Here is a 19,738-nt window from a genome sequence, read left to right on the forward strand (position 1 = left end):
GCACCCTGCCGTGCGGGCTCCGCGAGCCGCAAACGGGGACGGGGTGGCCCGGCACCGCCGGGCCGGGTTCGCCGCGGCAGGTGCCCGGCGGCGCGCGGTCAGGAGTCCGGTGCGGCTCGGCGTCCGGAGTCCGTGCGGCTCGCGTGCGTCTGGTACTCGCTCGGGCTGACCCCGTGTTCCCGCTTGAACGCGGCGCTGAGGGCGAAGGCGTTGGCGAACCCGACGCGGTCCGCCACCGTGTCGAGCGTCGCGGCGGGCTCGCGCAGCAGGTCGGCGGCCAGGGCGAGGCGCCGTTCCCGCAGATGGCTCATCGGCGGCTGTCCGACCAGCGCGGTGAAGCGCCGGGCCAGGTTCGCCCGTGACACGCCCGCCTTGGCGGCCAGGGCCGGCAGGGTCCACGGGTGCGCGCGGGATCGGCCTGCATCAGGCGCTGACCGACTACAGATCGGCCCGCACGATCACGCACGACTACGACCGCCCCGTGCTGACGGAGGGGATCCGCTCCGTCGTAGCCCTGCCCGTCATGGTGTCCGGTACGGTGCGCGCGGTGCTCTACGGGGCCAGCCGCGGCCCCGCCCCGCTCGGGGACCGGGCGGCCGAAGCGGTCGCCGACGCCTCCCGGCGACTGGCCGCCGAGCTGGTCATCCGTGACGAGGTCGACCACCGGCTGCGCCTGCTGGACGCCACGCAGGGCCCTGCCGAGGGCGGGCAACGGGGCCTGCCACTGGAAGAACTCCGCCAGGTCCACGCCGAGTTGCGACGCATAGCCCAGCAGGTCCCCGACGGCGACCTGCGCGGTCGGCTGCTCGACGTGGCCGGCCGACTGGCCCCGCCGTCCGCCGCCCACTCGGCGCCGGGCCCGCTTCTGGCACCCCGGGAACTCGACGTCCTGGCGCAGGTGGTTCCAGAACGAAAAGAACAGGGACCGGATGGGAGCGGAGGTCTTCACCTCTGGGCCCTACATCGAGATGGTGATCTCACCGCTCACGCCCATGACCCCCAGCATCGAGGACGGTGTCGTCACGTGGCGAGTCCCGCTCGGAGAGGGAGCCGTTCCGCATGTGGCTCTCGAAGACTGCGGATTCTATGTCCGCTGGCTCTTCGACCATCCGGAACGGGCCAATGGCATGGACCTCGAAGTCGCCATCGAGCACATGCCCTACGCCGACATGGCTGCCGCATTCGAGAAGGTCACCGGGCACCCGGCACAGTACATCCCCCCCGACCTGGACGCATATTGGAACAGTCCGGACCTGACAGGTATTGCCGATCACCCTGCCGGATACAACGCCGATCCCAACGACAAGAGCACCATGAGCTTCCGTGACAATTTCACGGGCTTCTGGAATGTGTGGAAGCACGGGATCATCACCAGGGACTACGCTCTGCTCGACGAAATCCACCCCAACAGGATCAGAAGTGCTGAGGAGTGGTTCCGTCGCGAGGACCAGTTGGGAAGGGAACTCGGCAAGGGAATTCTCTGGGAGAGGGTCCAGCCGGAGAACTGGAGCATGGACTCCGCGGTCCTCAAGAGCAGCGCGGACTTCAGGACGGGCAAGTTGTAGACGGCCCCATCGCACGTCCGGAGGTGCGCCGGCCGGGGTGAGTTGGTACTCCACGCGGGGTGGGCTCTCCGGATGGGCAGTGCAGATGACCAGCCCGGTGAACCCTTCTCGGTAACGTCTCGTGACGGTTTGTGATCTTCGTTCAGGTGGTGCGGCCGTCCTTGAAGGTGACCTTGAGCAGGGCGTTGGCGCGCTCGGCCACACCATGGACACCGCGGATGATGGCGTTCAACGTCCGCTCGGCGTTCTCGTGGCCCAGGTCGGTCAGGGTTGGGATGCCCAGGGTGGCGGCGAGCCGGTTCAGGGCGTCGACCAGGCCGTGGGCGCGGGCGCAGGTGGTGTCGTGCTCGCGGCCCGGGCGGACCGGGGAGACCCATATTGGCCAGCCGTCCGGGGCGGCGATCACCTGCACGTTCCCTCCGTGGTGCTTGTGTATTCCGGACCGCCAAAGGTCAGCGCCATTGGGCCCGGCGGCGGCCACGCGGTCGGTACTGGATCACGGTGCCGTCGAGGTTGAGGTGGGTGTACCCGGCTGCCGCCGCGCGCTCGAGGGCGGCCGGGAACGTGGCGTTCCCTTCGAGGGTGGGCAGGTAGCCGACGAGGACGGTCATACCGGTTCGTTGCTGTGCCGGGGGTCGGTTCTGCGGTTGTGCCAGATCGCCCGGGCGGCCGGCACCAGCGCGACGGCGAGGAAGAGCGCGAACAGCGTTCCCGAGATCGGGCGGGTGAGGAAGCCGCCGGGGTCGCCTTCGAAGAGCAGCAGTGAGCGGCGGAGTGAGCTTTCCAGGAGTGATCCGAGGACGAAGGCGAGGACGAGTGGGCCGGGGTCGAATCCGAGTTTCTTCATGAGGTATCCGAGGACGCCGAAGAAGACCACGAGTCCGATGTCGAAGACGCTGTTGTTGACGGTGTAGGCGCCGATGAGGGTGATGAGGACGGTGATGGGGGCGAGGATGGTCGGGCGTATGCGCAGGATGCGTACGAACAGTCCTACGAGCGGGATGCTCATGATGAGCAGAAGGATGTTTCCGATGTACATCGAGTTCACCACGCCCCAGAACAGCTCGGGGTGCTCGGTGACGAGCTGGGGGCCGGGGGTGATGCCCTGGATCAGGAGGGCGCCGAAGATGACCGCCATGGTGGCGTTGGCGGGTATGCCGAGGGACAGCAGCGGGATGAACGAGGATGTGGCGGCCGCGTTGTTGGCGGTCTCGGGTGCGGCGACACCTTCGACGGCGCCGCGGCCGAAGCGCTCCGGGGTGCGTGATCGGCGTTTTTCCAGGGCGTAGGCGGCGAGCGAGGCGAGGACCGCGCCGCCGCCGGGGAGGATGCCGAGGATGAAGCCGATGACGCCGCCTCTGCCGATCGCGCCGGAGGACTGGCGCAGGTCGGAGCGGCTGGGCCAGACGTTGGCGACCTTGGTGGGGGCGTGGACCGCGCGGTGGCGTTCTTCCAGGGTGTAGAGGATCTCGCCCAGGCCGAAGAGGCCCATTGCGATGGGGACGAAGTCCAGGCCGTCCGCGAGTGACAGGTTGTCGAAGGTGAACCGTTCGGCGCTGGTGAAGCCGTCTCGGCCGACGGTGGCGAGCAGCAGGCCGAGGGCGGCGGCGATGAGGGCTTTGAGCATGCCGCCGTTGGAGACGGTGGCTACCAGCAGGATGCCGAGCAGCGCCAGCATCGTGTATTCGGGTGGGCCGAAGTCCAGTGCGAATTCGGCGACCAGGGGGGCGACCAGGCTGAGGGCGATGACGGAGAGGGTGCCGCCGACGAAGGAGCCGATGGCGGCGATGCCCAGGGCGGTGCCGGCTTTGCCTTGGCGGGCGAGGGCGTGGCCGTCGAAGACGGTGACGACGGAGGATGCTTCACCGGGTAGGCGCAGCAGTACGGAGGTGATGGTGCCGCCGTATTGGGCTCCGTAGAAGATGCCTGCCAGCATGATGATCGCGGTGACGGGTTCGAAGCCCAGGGTGACCGGAAGCAGAATGGCTATGGTGGCGGCTGGTCCCAGACCGGGCAGGACACCGACCAGCATGCCGATGACGACACCGACAAGGCAGTACAAGAGGTTGGTCGGCTCGAGGACGACGGCGAAGCCGTCGAGCACGGGGGACACGTCCAACGATCCTCCCAAACGTGTGGTGGTGTGCGGTCAGAACAGGTGCGGGATGGTGACCTTCAGTGCGCCGACGAACAGGGCGTAGAACGCGCAGGTGGCGGCGAGGCTGACGACGATGGAGGTCCGCCAGCTCTCCCGGCCCAGGATCCGTAGCCAGAAGAAGGCCAGGAGGGCTGTGGGGATCTCGAAGCCGATCACGCCGATGACCGCTACGTAGGCCACCATGGTCCCGACCGCCACGATCACCAGGAAGCCGGTGCGGGTGAACTTCTCGGCGTCGTCCATGCGTCGGGCAGCGGCGGCCAGGAGCACACCGAGAATGATCAGGGCTGTGCTCACCAGGGCCGGCCAGGTGCCGGGCCCGGGTTTCGAGGGGCTGCCTATGCCCAGGCTCAATGCCCCGGCGAGCGCCGCGCCACCGAGAACCACGACGACAGTGGCCGTGACGAGGTTGGTCACCGTGCCCGCTGCCGGCGGCCGGGTGTCGTCGGAGGGTTCGTCGGCGGTCGACGGGTTCTCGGTGGACATGGGCCTCAGCTTCCGCTCATGTCGATCTGGTACTCGTCGGCGAGGGCACGGTACTTCTCCAGCGAACCGGTCCACTGCTTGAGCAGCTCGGCGCCCTCGGCCTCGTTGGGTGTGAGCAGCCGCTGAGTGTTGAAGTCCTGGTACTTCTTGTCCTCGAAAGCCTTGCGGAACGCCGTCCGCAGCCGGTCGAGAACCTCCTTGGGAGTGCCCTTCGGGGCGACGACGGCACGCGACTGCTGCACCGGGACGTCATAGCCGGCCTCGACCGCGGTGGGGATGTCGGCCATGTACGTGGGCCGCTTCTCCGCGAAGGTGACGAGAGGGGTGATCTTCCCGGCCTTGATCTGAGGCTGGGCCTCACCGAGTTGGATCGAGGCGACGTCGACCTGACCGCCCAGGACGGCGGTGAGTGTGGGGGCTCCGCCGTCGAACGGCACGGCGGTCGCCTTCACCTTCGCCTGGGAGAACAGCAGCGCCTGGCTGAGGTGGCTGCCCGTGCCGACGCCGGTCGTTCCGTACTTGATCGAGCGGCCGGCGTCGACGATGTCCTTGACCGTCTTGAAACCGGACTTGGGGCTGGCGACCAGGACGTAGTCGTCCTGGGACAGGCCGGTGATGACTTCGTAGTTGTTGATGTCGACGGCTTCGTCGGCGGATACGGCCAAGGGCGTGATGTAGGCCAGCGAGCCCACGAAGAGCATGATGGTGTGGCCGTCGGCCTTGGCGCCGGCCAGTTCCTTGGCGGCGACGGCGCCGTTGGCGCCGGGCTTGTTGACAACCGTGATGGTCTCTTTGAGGTCGGCGCCTGCAGGTTCGGCGGCCGCGCGGGCGATGAGGTCGGTGCTGCCGCCGGGGTCCTGCCCGACGAGCAAGGTGATGGCGCTGTCCGGGAACGAGGCTTCGTCCTTGGATCCCTCATCCCCGACGTTGCCACCGCAGCCGGGCAGCGCGATCATCGCGGCGAACACGGCGACCGCGGCTATACGGCGGTGAAGCCGAAGCCTGGTGTGCATGAGCGTCTCCTCAAGCGAGTTGGGTGGGAGGTGTGATATGGGTCTCAGTCCACGGTGTCGCGCAGCCTATGATCGCCTGTCATGCCTGTCCAACTCCGTTAGCGCATGGGGTGATACCTTTCTTGCATGACGTACACCTTGGGGCAATTGCGTGGATTGGTCGCCGTTGCCGAGGAACTTCACTTCGGCCGGGCGGCGGCACGACTGCGGATGACCCAGCCGCCGCTGAGCCGTCAGATCCAGAAGCTCGAAGCGGCCGTTGACGTGCAGCTCCTCGAGCGGGACAAGCAGCATGTGGCTCTCACGCCGGCCGGTGAGGCGTTCCTGGTGGAGGCCAGGCGCATCCTGGCGATCGCCGAGGCCGCCCCGGACCTGGCCCGCCGCATCCACTCAGGTTCCCGTGGGGTGGTGCGGCTCGGCTTCACCGCCGCGTCGACCTTCGGCACGCTCGGCCGCATCCTCAACCGGCTGGAGCAGAGCCTGCCGGAGGTCCGCATCGAGCTGTTCGAGATGGTGACGCGCGAGCAGATCGACGCCCTCGCCGGCGAGGACATCGACCTCGGACTCGCCCGCCCGCCGTTCGACTCCGAACTCTTCGACTCGCGCCTGATCCAGCAGGAGGCGCTGTTGCTGGCGGTGCCGGCCGGCCACCGGCTGGCCGGCCTGGACCGGCCCGCTTGCGCCGACGACCTGACCGGCGAACCGCTGATCTTCCACTCGCAGCGCAAGGCGCGGTACTTCTACGACCTGATGGTCAGCATGGTCCCGCCGGCCCAGGAACGGGTGGTGCACAGCGTGAGCCAGATCCTCACCATGCTGTGGCTGGTCTCCGCCGGGCGGGGTGTCGCCTTCGTGCCCGCCTCCGCCACCTTGCTCCACATTCCCCATGTCGCGTTCATCCCGCTGGCCACGCATGTGCCCCGACCGGTGGAGCTGCATCTGCTGTGGCCGCGGCATTCGCGCAATCCCGCCCTCGCGCAGGTGCTGGCCGCGCTTGAGGACCTGGACCCGCGGGTGCACCCGAGCGGGCCGGTGATTTCGCCCCGCGCCGGCGAGGAGACTGATATCGAAGCGGCATCACGCAATGCGTAAACACTCGTGGGCAAGCATCAAGGCCGCTCTCACCGTGGCGGCGTGACGCTGACTCACCCTGCTGAACTCGCCCGCCAATTGACCACCGGCTTGCTCTCCTTCCCTCTGACGCATGGCAAGCCGACTTCGACGTCGTCGAGCTGTTCGCCGCCGACGGCACCGGCGAGGGCTTCTCGCTCACCTCGCAGGAGATCGACGACGTCGTGCGCAGCGCCGTCGACGAGGTCGGATCCCGTGTGCCGGTCATCGCCCCGGCCACCGGCGGCACCGCCCAGGCAACCGCTCAAGCCGTCGCCGCCCAGCACGCCGGCGCGGTCGTCATCCTGCTGATGCCGCCCTACCTCACCGAGGCCGGCCAGGCCGGGCTCATCGCGCACATCAGTGCTGTCTGCCAGGTGACCGACCTCGGCGTCATCGTCTACAGCCGGGCCAACGCGGTGCTGGAGGACGACACAGTCGCCGAACTCGCGGAGCGCTGCCCCAACCTCATCGGCCTTGAAGGACGGCGTCGGCGACATCAAGCGCATGACCCGCACGTACGCCAAGGTCGGCGACCGCCTCATTTACACAGGCGGCCTGCCGACAGCCGAGACCTTCGCATTGCCCCTGCTGCAGCTGGGCGTGAACACTTACTCGTCGGCGATCTACAACTTCGTCCCGCATTTCGCCCTGCGGTTCTTCGAGGCGGTCCGCGCTCAGGACAAGGACTTCGTCTACGGGATGATCAACGACTTCATCATCCACTACATCGACATCCGCAACCGCGCCCGAGGCTACGCGGTCTCCATCATCAAAGCCGGCCTCACGGCGGCGGCTCCGGCTGCGGCTGCGGCTGCGGCGATCAACGCCGACCTGGTGAACGCCCACGCCGACGAGGCAGTGGCCCGCCGCCGGTCCGCCCAGGGTTTCCGCGCGGCCGATGAGGCGCTCGTGTGCGAGCGGGTCCTGGGCGATCGCCGGCACGGCCTGGATTCGATGCTGCCCCCCCCGAATCCGGCCGGTAACGGGAAGGCCGCGGCCAGACCGCCGAACGCGACCAGCAGGAACAGGAAGACCACGGGGCGGAGAAGACCCAGGTGGGCAAGGCGCTGCACCGCATCCCGGTGGAGACGACGCCCGAGAAGACGACGATCCCGGCATGGCGAAGGCCGGCCCCACATCCCCCAGGACGGGACCATCACTCGGAGTGGTCCCGGTGTGTGTCGCCGTGCCGGGGACGACGGGCGCACACCATCAGGGCTCGGCGACGGCCTTTCCCCAGGCTGTCGCCGAGCCTTCGCCCGGACTCCACTCTGGAAACCGATCGGTTTTCATTCTGTTGGAATCGAGTTAACCTCGCAGCATGACCACCAATGTGAAACCAAGCCCCAGGGAGCGGCTGCTGGAGGCGGCGGCCACACTCACCTACCGAGGAGGCGTCGGCATCGGCGTCGAAGCGCTGTGTAAGGCGGCGGGAGTGTCGAAGCGCTCCATGTACCAGCTGTTCGACAGCAAGGACGAACTGCTCGCGGCGAGTCTGGAGCAGCGCACTTCCGCCTATGTGACAGCACTCCTGCCCGCGGCGGACGACGGCCGGTCGCCCCGCGAGCGGATCCTGCACGTCTTCGAGCAGGTGGAATCGCAGTCGCGGGCGCCCGATTTCTACGGCTGCCCCTTCCTGGCCGCGCAGATCGAGCTCAAGGACCAGAGCCACCCCGCGAGCCGGGTCGCCCATGGGGCCAAGGAGAGCCTGACCGCCTTCTTCCGCGCCGAGGCCGAGCATGGCGGGGCGAGCGATCCCGATCTGCTGGCCCGGCAGCTCAGCATGGTCTTCGACGGTGCCAGTGCCCGCGCGGGCATCGGTGCGGACAAACTGACGGGGCTCATCGCGCCCACGGTGATCACCTTGCTCGACGCGGCAGGCATGCGCTGACGCATCGCCCCGCCAGAACGCTTCCCTACCGCCCGGCGTTCGGGGGGAGCCCCATAGCCGCAAGAGTGTTGCCGAGCATGGCCCAGGCGAAGAAGCTTGCGGTCCGGTCGGCATCGGCACCCGGCGACTGGTGCACGGTCTTCCGGATCCTCATCCAGTCGGCCCGGACGAGTTCGCCGGTCAGGTCATCGCCCTGCGCCTCGGCGGCCGCCACGGCGGCATATCCCTGCATCTGCATCAGGAGCGTTTCGGGGCGCGTCGAGATGAGCTGCGCGTAAGCGCTTACGCGCAGGCTCGCACGGAGACGGTCACCCGGCACGACGGTCGCCGCTCACCTCCCTGACTTTCCGCACAACTGACCCACCCCCACCAGACAGAGGACACCTTGATGCCAGAGCGCAACCCCATCCTGATCACCGGTGCCGCCGGCGAAATCGGTGGTGTGAGCCGGACGATGGTCGACATGCTGCTCGACCAAGGGCACCCGGTGCGCGCGTTCGTGCGCCAGGACGATGAACGCGCGCACTCACTCCGCCAGGCCGGGGCCGAGGTCTTCGTCGGTGACCTGCTCACCATCGCCGATGTGACCGCCGCGCTGAAGGGCGTCCGGCGCATCTACTTCAGCATGAGCCTGTCGCCGTACTACACCGACGCCGTCAGCCTGATGGCCGCGGCAGCGCGGGCCCAGGGTGACATCGAGGTGTTCGTCAACATCTCCGAGTACGAGCAGTCGTTCATGACCTTCGACAAGATGACCGCGCCGGAGGAAGAGCGGCGCGCGCGGCTCGGCGGACTCGTCGCCAACTGGTCGCCGCAGCAACGCGCCCACTGGGTCGCCGAGCGGGTGCTGGAGTGGTCCGGCGTCCCGACCGTCAACATCCAGGCGGCCTTCTTCGTCGAGAACCCCATCATGACCTGGCTGGCCCTCAGCTCACTGGCCGACGGTGAGCTGCGCCTGCCCTTCGGCGACCACCGGCTCGCACCCATCGCCGGTTACGACGTCGCGGAACTGTGCGCGAAGATCCTGGCCGACCCGACGCCGCACATCTCCAAGTCCTACGCGCTCACCGGCCCGGAAATGAAGGACGGGCACGGGATCGCGAAGGACTTCGCGGCCGTGCTGGGAAGCCCGGTCACCTACGTTCCCGAAGACATCGAAACCTGGAACACGACCTACGTGGACACCCACATGTCCGCGTACCCGCACATCGCGGAGCACCTGAAGACCCTGACCCGGATCATCGGCCGCGGAGGATACGGCGGCATCACCGACGAGCTGGAAACCCTGCTCGGACGCCCGCCGAAGACCGTGCGGTGGGCTCTGGAGAACCACCCGCGCGTCCGGAAGCCGGCGGCCGCCTGAGCCGCTGAGCGGCCCGGAGCAGGACAAGGTCGCCACGCCCCCCGAAGGTCCCGGCGCAGCCCGGACGAACGCCCTCGCCGGCGGCGAAGCGGAGACGTACCGCACGCCTGCCTCGCCGATGGCGAAGGACCCCGGCCGGCTTCCGCGCGACGGTCCACAGGCGGCGCCGGCGAGCGGCGTCGTGCGACTGGGCGCTCGATGCAAGGACCGAGGGATGACCCCTGAGACTTTCCGTGATCGCGTCCGCAGGAGGCATTCCACTCCCGAGGCCACACCAGCGAGGGCTGCGGCCGATCGTCTCCAGAACGCCGCCCCTGCTGATCACGCGGCTGTCCCGGCGACTGAACACGACAGCGGCGCCGGTTCCGCCAGACGCACTCGACCGGCAATTCACCGTCCTGCCGGCAACCTCTGTGGAGCACTTCGCGCCGGTGGCGGTCACGCTGCCCTGGGACGACCCGACTCCTGCCGAGACGCCGGAGGAAGCCAAACACCGGCGGCCGAGGACCTACAGCCTCCTGGCGACGGGAGGAGAGAGGAAGGCCGTCAACCGGAACTACTTCAACTCCTACGTGTGGAAGCCGTCCCGGGAGCACGGCTTCCACGCTCTGCGCCACTTCTCCGTATCCGAGGAACTGGGGGCCGGCGAATCCGTTGTCTCCCTGGCACGCCGGCTGGGGCACTCCGATCCGGGGTTCACGCTGCGGAGCTACTCCCACTTCCTGCCGCCGCAGGCCCAAAGTCCCAGAGAGTCCCGGAGATGCCGCCGCATACCTCCCTGACCCGTCACCTAGCAGGTCAGGCGGGGTGCGGCGGCATCGTCGTATCAGATGTCCCGGAACGTCTCGATCTGCGCCCCGACCGAGTTGAGCCGCTCGGCCAGATCCTCGTAGCCCCGGTTGATGACGTACACGTTCCGCAGTACGGACGTGCCCTCGGCCGCCATCATCGCCAGCAGGACGACCACGGCGGGCCGCAGGGCCGGCGGGCACATCATCTCGGCGGCGCGCCAGCGGGTCGGGCCCTCGACCAGGACCCGGTGGGGGTCCAGGAGTTGGAGGCGGCCGCCGAGGCGGTTGAGGTCCGTCAGGTAGATGGCGCGGTTGTCGTAGACCCAGTCGTGGATCAGGGTCTTGCCCGACGCGGCGGCCGCGATGGCCGCGAAGAAGGGGACGTTGTCGATGTTCACGCCGGGGAACGGCATCGGGTGGATCTTGTCGATCGGCGCCTCCAGCTTGGAGGGCCGGACGGTGAGGTCCACCAGGCGGGTGCGGCCGTTGTCGGCGGGGTACTCCGGCGTGCGGTCGTGGTCGAGGCCCATCTCCTCCAGGACCGCGAGCTCGATCTCCAGGAACTCGATGGGCACCCGGCGCACCGTCAGTTCCGACTCCGTGACGACCGCGGCGGCCAGCAGGCTCATCGCCTCGACCGGGTCCTCGGAGGGGGAGTAGTCGACGTCGGTGTTGATGTCCGGCACGCCGTGCACGGTGAGTGTGGTGGTGCCGATGCCCTCCACCTTGACGCCCAGCGCCTCCAGGAAGAAGCACAGGTCCTGGACCATGTAGTTGGAGGAGGCGTTGCGGATGACGGTGACGCCGTCGTACCGGGCGGCGGCCAGCAGCGCGTTCTCGGTGACCGTGTCCCCGCGCTCGGTCAGCACGATCGGCCGGCCGGGCCGTACGGACCGGTCGACCACCGCGTGGTACTGGCCCTCGGTCGCCGCGATGTCCAGCCCGAACCGGCGCAGCGCGATCATGTGCGGCTCGATGGTCCGCGTACCGAGGTCGCAGCCGCCGGCGTACGGCAGCTTGAAGCGGTCCATGCGGTGCAGCAGCGGACCGAGGAACATGATGATGGACCGCGTGCGTACGGCGGCATCCGCGTCGATCGCCGCCATGTTCAGCTCGGCCGGCGGGACGAGTTCCAGGTCGACGCCGTCGTTGATCCAGCGGGTGCGTACGCCGATGGAGTTGAGCACCTCCAGCAGGCGGTACACCTCCTCGATGCGCGCGACCCGGCGCAGCACCGTGCGCCCCTGGTTGAGCAGTGAGGCGCACAGCAGGGCCACACACGCGTTCTTGCTCGTCTTCACGTCGATGGCGCCGGACAGCCGGCGACCGCCGACCACGCGCAGGTGCATCGGGCCCGCATAGCCCAGAGAGACGATTTCGCTGTCCAGTGCTTCACTGATGCGAGCGATCATCTCAAGGCTGATGTTCTGGTTGCCGCGCTCGATGCGATTGACGGCACTCTGACTGGTGCCGAGCGCTTCGGCAAGTTGTGACTGTGTCCAGCCCCGGTGCTGCCGGGCGTCACGGATGAGCTTGCCGATGCGTACGAGGTAGTCGTCTGCCATGAGCTTGAGGCTATCTCAGATATGAGATGGTGCCTCTCGATGGGGGCCGTTCGGGTGATGACGGCGAGAGACCTGAGGGTTCGTCAACGGCGCTTGGCCGTACGAGTGCGGCGCCATCCGAAAGGTCCGGGCAAATCCACTGATGTCGTACGTCGTCCTGTGCTGCTGCTCGTGTGCCGCGGCCCGTGGCGGCCACCACCGGTGGTGACGGACCAGGAGCGCCGGTTGATGTTCAGGCGTACGCCCGGCAGGATCCGGAAACTCTTGCGGAAGGTGAGGGGCATGTGGGCCTCGCTTCAGGATCGGGGTCAGTTGCTCCCAACCTCTGTCGGATACCCCGACTTGGCGAACTGATGGCCGTACTGCACCGCCTCCTCGAAGGTGACCGACGTCACCGGCTCCGTGCCGTACGGCGGTACGGCCGGACCGACGACGTACCGGTGCCGCGTGACGTGACCGTCCTCGTCCCGCAGCTGGAGGACCCCCGGCTCCGGGCAACTCCACGTCAGCCGTGTGACGTACTCCCCGCCGAGGTTGGCCAGCGAGCTCCACCCCTCGCCGTTGGCGCGGAGCTCCACCTCGGACGTCTCCATGACGCCGTGGTCGAAGGGGGTGCTGCCCCAGTGGCCGATGAGTGATTCGTCCAGGCCTGCCCGCGGGTCCGTGGCGTCCCGCTCGGCGATCCAGCGCAGGAGGGCGGTGTCGGCCCCGCCGGCGTCGACGACACGCGGGCCGTGCATGAGGACGCCCAGCCCGTGTTCCTCGTCCCACGGGCAGGAGAGTTCGATGCCCACGTAGGGGATGCCGTCCCTCGAGACGGAGTGGACGTAGAGGGCGCTGACACGGACCGCATCGGCCAGGTCGGACGCGGTCGCCAGGTCCTCCGGCTCCAGGGTGTGGACGGCGTGGGCGCTCAGGGCGGGCCGGGCCGCGGCGAGCAGGGCCGGCAGCCGGGCGACCGTCCACGCGGCCGATGCGATCTCGGCGTCGTCCAGCGGGTGGCCCTCCCGCCCCTCCGGCGCGTAATAGAGGGGGACGAGCGCCCCCGCGGTGGCGGCCCAGGTGTCCGGCGGCAGCGGCACGCGGGTCATCCAGGCGAACTCGTCCCAGGAGAAATCGGCTCGGTTCATGGTCGCAGGAGGACATCACAGGGAGGCCGGACATGACCAACCCGGCCCCATGTACTAGAGTTATCTCGACATCGAGATATCTGCCGAGGCGCGCCGCGGTCGCACGTCGTCATCAGTCCGGCAGTAAGGCATGCCTAACTTAGCCTTACCTTAGCGGATCGGCCAAGAGGGCGTGGCGGCAGGATGCGGTGGTAGGCGCACAAGAATGAAGGAGACTGTCGTGTCGGCGAACAGCTTCGACGCCCGCAGCACGCTGCAGGTGGGCGACGAGTCGTACGAGATCTTCCGGCTGGACAAGGTGGAGGGCTCGGCCCGCCTGCCGTACAGCCTCAAGGTCCTGCTCGAGAACCTGCTCCGCACGGAGGACGGCGCGAACATCACCGCCGACCACATCCGCGCCATCGGCGGCTGGGACTCGCAGGGCCAGCCCTCTCAGGAGATCCAGTTCACGCCGGCCCGCGTGATCATGCAGGACTTCACCGGTGTGCCGTGTGTCGTGGACCTCGCCACCATGCGTGAGGCCGTCAAGGAGCTCGGCGGCGACGCGGCGAAGGTCAACCCGCTCTCCCCGGCCGAGCTGGTCATCGACCACTCCGTCATCGCCGACAAGTTCGGCACCAACGAGGCCTTCGCGCAGAACGTCGAGCTGGAGTACGGCCGCAACCGCGAGCGCTACCAGTTCCTGCGCTGGGGCCAGACCGCCTTCGACGACTTCAAGGTCGTCCCGCCCGGCACCGGCATCGTCCACCAGGTCAACATCGAGCACCTGGCCCGTACCGTCATGGTCCGCAACGGCCAGGCGTACCCCGACACCCTCGTCGGCACCGACTCGCACACCACGATGGTCAACGGCCTCGGTGTGCTGGGCTGGGGCGTCGGCGGTATCGAGGCCGAGGCCGCGATGCTGGGCCAGCCGGTCTCGATGCTCATCCCGCGCGTCGTCGGCTTCAAGCTGACCGGTGAGCTCACCCCCGGCACCACCGCCACCGACCTGGTGCTCACGATCACCGAGATGCTGCGCAAGCACGGCGTCGTCGGCAAGTTCGTCGAGTTCTACGGCGAGGGCGTGTCCGCCACCTCGCTCGCGAACCGCGCCACCATCGGCAACATGTCGCCGGAGTTCGGCTCCACCGCCGCGATCTTCCCGATCGACGACGAGACCATCAAGTACCTGAAGCTCACCGGCCGCTCGGAGCAGCAGCTCGCGCTCGTCGAGGCGTACGCCAAGGAGCAGGGCCTTTGGCTGGACCCGAAGGCTGAGCCGGACTTCTCCGAGAAGCTGGAGCTCGACCTGTCGACGGTCGTCCCGTCGATCGCCGGCCCGAAGCGCCCGCAGGACCGTATCGTCCTCGCGAACGCAGCCGAGCAGTTCAAGGTCGACGTCCGCAACTACGTCGACAGCGTCGACGAGGCGGGCCAGGAGTCCTTCCCGGCCTCGGACTCCCCGGCCATGGCGCCCAACGGCGCTCCGTCCAACCCGGTCACCGTGACCGCCCCCGACGGCTCGACGTACGAGATCGACCACGGTGCGGTGACGGTCGCGGCCATCACCTCCTGCACCAACACCTCCAACCCCTACGTGATGGTCGCCGCCGCGCTCGTCGCGAAGAAGGCCGTGGAGAAGGGCCTGACCCGCAAGCCGTGGGTCAAGACCACCCTCGCCCCGGGTTCGAAGGTCGTCACCGACTACTTCGACAAGGCCGGGCTCACCCCCTACCTCGACAAGGTCGGCTTCAACCTCGTCGGCTACGGCTGCACCACCTGCATCGGCAACTCCGGCCCGCTGCCGGAGGAGGTCTCCAAGGCCGTCAACGACCACGACCTCGCGGTCACCTCGGTCCTCTCCGGCAACCGGAACTTCGAGGGCCGGATCAACCCCGACGTCAAGATGAACTACCTGGCGTCCCCGCCGCTGGTCGTCGCGTACGCCCTCGCCGGCTCCATGAAGGTGGACATCACCAAGGACGCCCTGGGCATCGACCAGGACGGCAACCCGGTCTACCTGAAGGACATCTGGCCCTCCGAGGCCGAGGTCAACGACGTCGTGGCGAACGCCATCGGCGAGGACATGTTCAACAAGTCCTACCAGGACGTCTTCGCGGGCGACGCCCAGTGGCAGGCGCTGCCGATCCCGACCGGCAACACCTTCGAGTGGGACCCGCAGTCGACGTACGTCCGTAAGCCCCCGTACTTCGAGGGCATGACGATGGAGACCACCCCGGTCTCCGACATCACGGGCGCCCGCGTCCTGGCCAAGCTGGGCGACTCGGTCACCACCGACCACATCTCCCCGGCCGGCGCCATCAAGGCCGACACCCCGGCCGGCAAGTACCTCACCGAGCACGGTGTGGAGCGTCGTGACTTCAACAGCTACGGCTCGCGCCGAGGCAACCACGAGGTCATGATCCGCGGCACGTTCGCCAACATCCGCCTGCGCAACCAGATCGCGCCGGGCACCGAGGGCGGCTACACCCGCGACTTCACCCAGCCGGACGCGCCCGTGTCGTTCATCTACGACGCCTCCCGCAACTACATCGAGCAGGGCACCCCGCTGGCCATCCTGGCCGGCAAGGAGTACGGCTCCGGCTCGTCCCGCGACTGGGCCGCCAAGGGCACCGCGCTCCTCGGCGTCAAGGCCGTCATCGCCGAGTCGTACGAGCGCATCCACCGCTCGAACCTCATCGGCATGGGCGTCCTGCCGCTCCAGTTCCCGGAGGGCGCCTCGGCCGCCTCCCTCGGCCTGACCGGCGAGGAGACCTTCTCCTTCACCGGCGTCGAGGAGCTCAACAACGGCACCACCCCGCGCACGGTCAAGGTCACCACCGACACCGGTGTCGAGTTCGACGCGGTCGTCCGCATCGACACCCCCGGCGAGGCGGACTACTACCGCAACGGCGGCATCATGCAGTACGTGCTGCGCAGCCTGATTCGCCAGTAAGCCGTCCCGTACGGCAGTTGAGGGGCCGCATCCCTGGAAGGACACAGGGACGCGGCCCCTTCGCGTCATACCGTCACACCCACCCGCGCTGCGCCGCCCGTACCCCCAGCTGGAAACGGCTGGCCGCGCCCAGCCGCTCCTGCAGTTCGCTCACCCGTCGACGCAGCGTCCGCAGGCTCACCCCCAGGTGCCGGGCCACCGCCTCGTCCTTCATGCCTGCGGCGAGCAGCCTCGTCAACGCCCGCTCGCCCTCGGTGAGTTCGCCGTCGGTGACCGGCTGACCGAGCGGCGTCGCCTGCTGCCAGGCCAGCTCGAAGAGCTTCTGCAGCGCTTCGGTCACCGCCGAGTGCCGCACCACCGCCGCGCAGTAGCCGCCGGCGGCAGAGGCGGTCAGCGGCAGCATCGCCGTGCGGCCGTCGACGACCAGCAGTTTGATCGGCACGGTGGGCAACACCCGGGCCTGCTCGCCGAGTTCGACCATCTTCCAGGCGTGGTACAGCACGTCCGGGTCCTCCAGGGCGGTGGCCGCGTACACCGTGCGGTAGACGATGCCACGGCTGAGCAGATCCGCCTGGAGGTCCAACTGTGGGGTGCGCGGGGCGAGATACGGGGGAGTGTCGAAGACGCACACCTCGTGCTCGGCGCGCGCGTACAACTCCTCCAGGCGCGCGGCGTTGGCGCCCTCGCCCGACACGACGTCGACCAGGCGCGACGGGTTCTCGCGCAGCAGCCCCGCCTCGTACGCCGTCGCCATCTCGTCGGCAGTGGCGGCAAGCAGCTCCGACTCCGTCTCGCGCCGCCGGATCAGGGCCCGGATCGCCACGCGCGGATCGACGGCCCGTAACCCGCCCGTGGAGTCGGGCGGCTGGAGCAGACCGAGCGTGAGCAACCGGTCGCAGGCTTCGCGCACCCGGGCCGGGGACGCGCCGGTGAGCTGTGCCCAGCCGGCCGCGCCCGCGTCGGGCTGATGGAGAACCGCCTGGTACAGCAGCTCGTCGAAGGCGGAGACCCCCACCGCGGCCCAGGGGCTCGCGGCAGGGGTCTGTCTGAGTGCCGGCTGTCTGATTGCCGAGTCGTATGCCGTGTTCACCATGGCTCGGCACGCTAGAGGATCTTTGTTAAGGATGCCGCACCGCTTTTGGCGGCGCTCCTACTTCAGGCCATACGCCCGCAGGACGGTCTGATCGACCTGGTTTCCGGCACCGTCGGCGGCCTGCACGCGCAGCGACACGGACTCCGCGCCCTTCGGGTGCTTGATCTCGGCCTTGCCGTTCCGGACCTTCGTCTCCTTCCAGGACGTTCCGTCGTCGTACGAGACCCAGGCCTTGAGGGCCTTGGCCTTGACGCTCCCCTCCTGATCCCGGACGGACAGTCGGAGATCCAACTCCCGCTTGGACTCAGCACGGTTGAGGAGGTCGAGACCGTCCAGGTCGTAGTCGACGGAGAGCAGGGGCAACGCCGTCTCCTCATCGGTGTGCGCCGAGGCGAAGGACCATTCGGTGTGGGTGCTCGTCGAGTACGGCGTCCAGTCGGCCTTGCGCTGGGTGTCGAGCACGAAGCGGTACGAGGACTTCGCCGCCGAGACGTCGAAGACGCCGTACCCGCCGATCGCCGAGTCGCCGACCAGCTGACCGTCCGCGTAGAGCTTGCCCTGCGCGGTGTCGTTGACGTCTCTGACGTACCCGTAGTGACCGGGCATCGCATCGCTCAACTCCGGTACGAAGACGGTGAGTTTGTCGCCGGTGCGCTCCGAGAGGCCGTACTCGGTGCTCGTCGCCGGACGTACCACCTGCCGCAGCCAGTCCTCGCTCGGCTGGGTGCCCGCCTTGCCGTAGGTCCGCAAGGTGTTCCACTGACTCGCGTTCGACTCCCAGGACGGGGAGACGGTGTGCCAGACGCGGGTGTCGGGGCTCACGTTGAAGTACTCGGTGCGTTCCCGGCCGAGTTGCATGTAGTCGCTGGACTCGATCGCGTACAGCTGCCAGGGGCGGAAGGTGTAGACCGTGTCCGCCCCCAACTCGCCCGCTGTTCCCGCGTGGTAACGGCTTGTCACCTTCGCCGTGGTGGAGCGGTCCAGGGTGTACGTCTGGTCCGGTGAGATCGCTCCGGACTGCGGGAGGGTCACGTTGTAGACGTACGGGCTGACCGCTGTGCCGCCCAGCTTGAGCGTGACCTTCTTGCCGCTCTTCAGCAGGGTGGTGAGCTTCTCGCCGTCCTCGCCGGTGGCGATCATCACCGGCATCGTCGCCCTGTCCACGGCCGTGATCCAGTGGCCGGCCTTCTTGCGGTACGCGATCAGATAACTCGCCCCCGCCTCGGCCGCGTTGGCCATTGCCTCGTCCGGCCCCCACGTCTCGGCGTCGACTCCGACCACCACCGCCTTGCCCTTGACGTCGAGCCCCTCGAAGTCGGCCGCCGTGCCGGCGCCCGCGTCCACCGCCTGCACCTTCCGGTCACCGGTGATCTTCACCGGGAAGTCGTTGTACGTGTTCGCGTAGTCGAGCGGCAGCGCGTACTTCTCGGGGCTGGTGACGCTCGCCGTCAACTCCTTCGCGTACAAACGGAACTTGGCGTAGAACTCGAGGGTTCCCTCGGTGACCTTCTCGGTCGGCGCCACATAGACGTGGTCGGTCCAGGGGCCTTGGCTGTACGTCAACCCCCAGGAGCTGCCCGGCCCTTCGCGGTGCCAGGAGGTACTGAACCCCTGGTGCTCGGCGTCCTCCTTGGTCTTCGGCTTGATCTCCACCGCCTTACGGGCGTCGAGCGTGACCTCGGTGTCCCCGTCGACCTTGATCTCGGGATTACCGACGACCGACGTGCCGACGGCCACGCCGCCCGCGTCGGTGTCGTAGATCCAGGTGGCCATGGAGTACGTACCGGCCGGGACCTCCCAGGTCCCGGTGGCGCCAATGTAGCCGTACTCGTTGGCGTAGGCGCCGTTGAGCTCATGCAACGTGTAGAGCGACGCCGCGGTGGTCGGCTTGCCGTCGCGGCCCACCAGGGAGACCTTCAGGTCGTACTTCTTCGGCTGCTTCTCGAAGCCGACGCCCGTCGTGACCAGGATGCCGTCGGCGGTCGCGGTGATGTGGCCCGCGTACCGGCCCTGGGCCTGCTTCGCCGGGTCGACGCCGACCGGGACGGTGGCGGTGCCCTTCGCGGGCACGGTCACGGTGCCGGCCCCCAGGGTGACACCGGCGAGGGACGACGCGAGCTTCAACTCCACTGGCGCGTCAGTGGTGTTGGTGTACGTGATGTCCTTGCTGTCGACCTCGGTGTCGCCGTCCTCGTACTTGCCGAAGCTCAGCGTCGAGGTCCCGAAGACGTTCTGCGTGACCGCCCGCACGGCGTCGACGCGGCCGTCTCCCTGCTGGAACACGGAGTTGTCGGCGTTCGTCTTCGCGGTACTGGCCAGGGCCTCCTTGATCTGCTCGCCCGTCCAGTCCGGATGCGCCTGCGCGACGAGCGCCGCCGCGCCTGCCACGTGCGGGGTCGCCATCGAAGTGCCGCTGGCCGCGGTGTAGTTGTCGTCGAGCGGCGTGCCCATGGCGGTGCCGGAGGCGCGGGCCGCCGTGATGCTCACGCCGGGCGCGGTGATCTCCGGCTTGACCGCGTAGTCGCCGGGGCGCGGGCCACGGCTGGAGAACGAGGCGAGCTTGTCGGACTTGTCGACCGCGCCGACCGTGAGCGCCGAGTCGGCGATGCCCGGCGGTACCGACGGTCTGCTC

Annotated in this window: 16 protein-coding genes and 3 pseudogenes; 8 read left to right on the forward strand and 11 right to left on the reverse strand. The window is 68.5% G+C overall.

Annotated features, from left to right (window positions below; genetic code table 11):
- Window positions 1-98: 98 nt before the first annotated feature.
- Window positions 99-451 (reverse strand): annotated as a pseudogene (locus QFZ76_RS37625) (helix-turn-helix transcriptional regulator); the annotation flags it as partial.
- A gap of 517 nt (window positions 452-968) precedes the next feature.
- Between QFZ76_RS37625 and QFZ76_RS37630 the strand changes: the two are divergent.
- A complete protein-coding gene (locus QFZ76_RS37630) occupies window positions 969-1,565 on the forward strand; it encodes an NmrA family NAD(P)-binding protein (protein ID WP_307680238.1) in 597 nt (198 codons plus the stop codon).
- Between the two features lie 160 nt (window positions 1,566-1,725).
- Here QFZ76_RS37630 and QFZ76_RS37635 read toward each other — a convergent pair.
- The 4 genes and pseudogenes from QFZ76_RS37635 to QFZ76_RS37650 all read right to left on the reverse strand — a co-directional run.
- A pseudogene (locus tag QFZ76_RS37635) lies at window positions 1,726-2,179 on the reverse strand (transposase family protein); the annotation flags it as partial.
- Entirely contained in the window at window positions 2,173-3,678 is a 1,506-nt protein-coding gene (locus QFZ76_RS37640) for a tripartite tricarboxylate transporter permease (RefSeq protein WP_307677856.1), read from the reverse strand. The gene QFZ76_RS37640 and the pseudogene QFZ76_RS37635, both read right to left, overlap by 7 nt.
- Window positions 3,679-3,714: 36 nt before the next feature.
- A complete protein-coding gene (locus QFZ76_RS37645) occupies window positions 3,715-4,209 on the reverse strand; it encodes a tripartite tricarboxylate transporter TctB family protein (protein ID WP_307677857.1) in 495 nt (164 codons plus the stop codon).
- A gap of 5 nt (window positions 4,210-4,214) precedes the next feature.
- Window positions 4,215-5,222, reverse strand: a complete 1,008-nt coding sequence (locus QFZ76_RS37650; protein WP_307677858.1) for a tripartite tricarboxylate transporter substrate binding protein — start codon at window positions 5,220-5,222, stop codon at window positions 4,215-4,217.
- Window positions 5,223-5,348: 126 nt separating this feature from the next.
- Between QFZ76_RS37650 and QFZ76_RS37655 the strand changes: the two genes are divergently transcribed.
- From QFZ76_RS37655 to QFZ76_RS37670, 4 genes and pseudogenes are all read left to right on the forward strand, one after another.
- A complete protein-coding gene (locus tag QFZ76_RS37655; RefSeq protein WP_307677859.1) occupies window positions 5,349-6,314 on the forward strand; it encodes a LysR family transcriptional regulator in 966 nt (321 codons plus the stop codon).
- A 191-nt stretch (window positions 6,315-6,505) separates the two neighbouring features.
- Window positions 6,506-6,742 (forward strand): annotated as a pseudogene (locus QFZ76_RS37660) (dihydrodipicolinate synthase family protein); the annotation flags it as partial.
- A gap of 97 nt (window positions 6,743-6,839) precedes the next feature.
- Window positions 6,840-7,760: a hypothetical protein gene (locus tag QFZ76_RS37665; protein ID WP_307680239.1), complete on the forward strand. Its 921-nt coding sequence runs from the start codon at window positions 6,840-6,842 to the stop codon at window positions 7,758-7,760.
- Window positions 7,657-8,226: a TetR/AcrR family transcriptional regulator gene (locus QFZ76_RS37670; RefSeq protein ID WP_307677860.1), complete on the forward strand. Its 570-nt coding sequence runs from the start codon at window positions 7,657-7,659 to the stop codon at window positions 8,224-8,226. Before QFZ76_RS37665 ends, QFZ76_RS37670 begins: the two co-directional genes overlap by 104 nt.
- A 25-nt stretch (window positions 8,227-8,251) precedes the next feature.
- On the opposite strand, the gene QFZ76_RS37675 is transcribed toward QFZ76_RS37670, so the two are convergent.
- Window positions 8,252-8,464 (reverse strand): hypothetical protein, encoded by a 213-nt coding sequence (locus tag QFZ76_RS37675; protein WP_307677861.1) that lies wholly within the window; start codon window positions 8,462-8,464, stop codon window positions 8,252-8,254.
- A gap of 150 nt (window positions 8,465-8,614) precedes the next feature.
- Between QFZ76_RS37675 and QFZ76_RS37680 the strand changes: the two genes are divergently transcribed.
- Complete coding sequence (locus QFZ76_RS37680; RefSeq protein WP_307677862.1) at window positions 8,615-9,589, forward strand: NAD(P)H-binding protein; 975 nt, start codon at window positions 8,615-8,617, stop codon at window positions 9,587-9,589.
- A 431-nt stretch (window positions 9,590-10,020) separates the two neighbouring features.
- Entirely contained in the window at window positions 10,021-10,371 is a 351-nt protein-coding gene (locus tag QFZ76_RS37685) for a hypothetical protein (RefSeq protein ID WP_307677863.1), read from the forward strand.
- Between the two features lie 44 nt (window positions 10,372-10,415).
- On the opposite strand, the gene QFZ76_RS37690 is transcribed toward QFZ76_RS37685, so the two are convergent.
- From QFZ76_RS37690 to QFZ76_RS37700, 3 genes are all read right to left on the reverse strand, one after another.
- Complete coding sequence (locus QFZ76_RS37690) at window positions 10,416-11,945, reverse strand: UDP-N-acetylglucosamine 1-carboxyvinyltransferase (protein ID WP_307677864.1); 1,530 nt, start codon at window positions 11,943-11,945, stop codon at window positions 10,416-10,418.
- Window positions 11,946-12,028: 83 nt separating this feature from the next.
- Window positions 12,029-12,229, reverse strand: coding sequence for a DUF4236 domain-containing protein (locus QFZ76_RS37695; protein ID WP_307677865.1), 201 nt, complete (start codon window positions 12,227-12,229; stop codon window positions 12,029-12,031).
- 24 nt (window positions 12,230-12,253) lie between these two features.
- Entirely contained in the window at window positions 12,254-13,075 is an 822-nt protein-coding gene (locus QFZ76_RS37700) for a hypothetical protein (protein ID WP_307677866.1), read from the reverse strand.
- Window positions 13,076-13,295: 220 nt separating this feature from the next.
- Between QFZ76_RS37700 and acnA the strand changes: the two genes are divergently transcribed.
- Complete coding sequence (gene acnA / locus QFZ76_RS37705) at window positions 13,296-16,013, forward strand: aconitate hydratase AcnA (RefSeq protein ID WP_307677867.1); 2,718 nt, start codon at window positions 13,296-13,298, stop codon at window positions 16,011-16,013.
- A 73-nt stretch (window positions 16,014-16,086) separates the two neighbouring features.
- On the opposite strand, the gene QFZ76_RS37710 is transcribed toward acnA, so the two are convergent.
- On the reverse strand, window positions 16,087-17,106 hold the full coding sequence (locus QFZ76_RS37710) for a response regulator transcription factor (RefSeq protein WP_307677868.1): 1,020 nt from the start codon (window positions 17,104-17,106) through the stop codon (window positions 16,087-16,089).
- A gap of 57 nt (window positions 17,107-17,163) precedes the next feature.
- Window positions 17,164-19,713, reverse strand: a complete 2,550-nt coding sequence (locus QFZ76_RS37715) for a S8 family serine peptidase (protein WP_307680240.1) — start codon at window positions 19,711-19,713, stop codon at window positions 17,164-17,166.
- Between the last annotated feature and the right edge of the window lie 25 nt (window positions 19,714-19,738).

The organism is Streptomyces sp. V4I2, assembly GCF_030817655.1.
Lineage (GTDB): Bacteria > Actinomycetota > Actinomycetes > Streptomycetales > Streptomycetaceae > Streptomyces > Streptomyces plumbiresistens.

Excerpts from the sequence above, each read along its gene's own strand:
- QFZ76_RS37645 (WP_307677857.1), bottom strand. The coding sequence starts at position 4,209 with ATGTCCACCGAGAACCCGTCGACCGCCGACGAACCCTCCGACGACACC.
- QFZ76_RS37650 (WP_307677858.1), bottom strand. The coding sequence starts at position 5,222 with ATGCACACCAGGCTTCGGCTTCACCGCCGTATAGCCGCGGTCGCCGTG.
- QFZ76_RS37670 (WP_307677860.1), top strand. The coding sequence starts at position 7,657 with ATGACCACCAATGTGAAACCAAGCCCCAGGGAGCGGCTGCTGGAGGCG.
- QFZ76_RS37690 (WP_307677864.1), bottom strand. The coding sequence starts at position 11,945 with ATGGCAGACGACTACCTCGTACGCATCGGCAAGCTCATCCGTGACGCC.
- QFZ76_RS37680 (WP_307677862.1), top strand. The coding sequence starts at position 8,615 with ATGCCAGAGCGCAACCCCATCCTGATCACCGGTGCCGCCGGCGAAATC.
- QFZ76_RS37675 (WP_307677861.1), bottom strand. The coding sequence starts at position 8,464 with ATGCAGATGCAGGGATATGCCGCCGTGGCGGCCGCCGAGGCGCAGGGC.
- QFZ76_RS37630 (WP_307680238.1), top strand. The coding sequence starts at position 969 with ATGGTGATCTCACCGCTCACGCCCATGACCCCCAGCATCGAGGACGGT.
- QFZ76_RS37665 (WP_307680239.1), top strand. The coding sequence starts at position 6,840 with ATGACCCGCACGTACGCCAAGGTCGGCGACCGCCTCATTTACACAGGC.
- QFZ76_RS37695 (WP_307677865.1), bottom strand. The coding sequence starts at position 12,229 with ATGCCCCTCACCTTCCGCAAGAGTTTCCGGATCCTGCCGGGCGTACGC.
- QFZ76_RS37655 (WP_307677859.1), top strand. The coding sequence starts at position 5,349 with ATGACGTACACCTTGGGGCAATTGCGTGGATTGGTCGCCGTTGCCGAG.
- QFZ76_RS37710 (WP_307677868.1), bottom strand. The coding sequence starts at position 17,106 with ATGGTGAACACGGCATACGACTCGGCAATCAGACAGCCGGCACTCAGA.
- QFZ76_RS37700 (WP_307677866.1), bottom strand. The coding sequence starts at position 13,075 with ATGAACCGAGCCGATTTCTCCTGGGACGAGTTCGCCTGGATGACCCGC.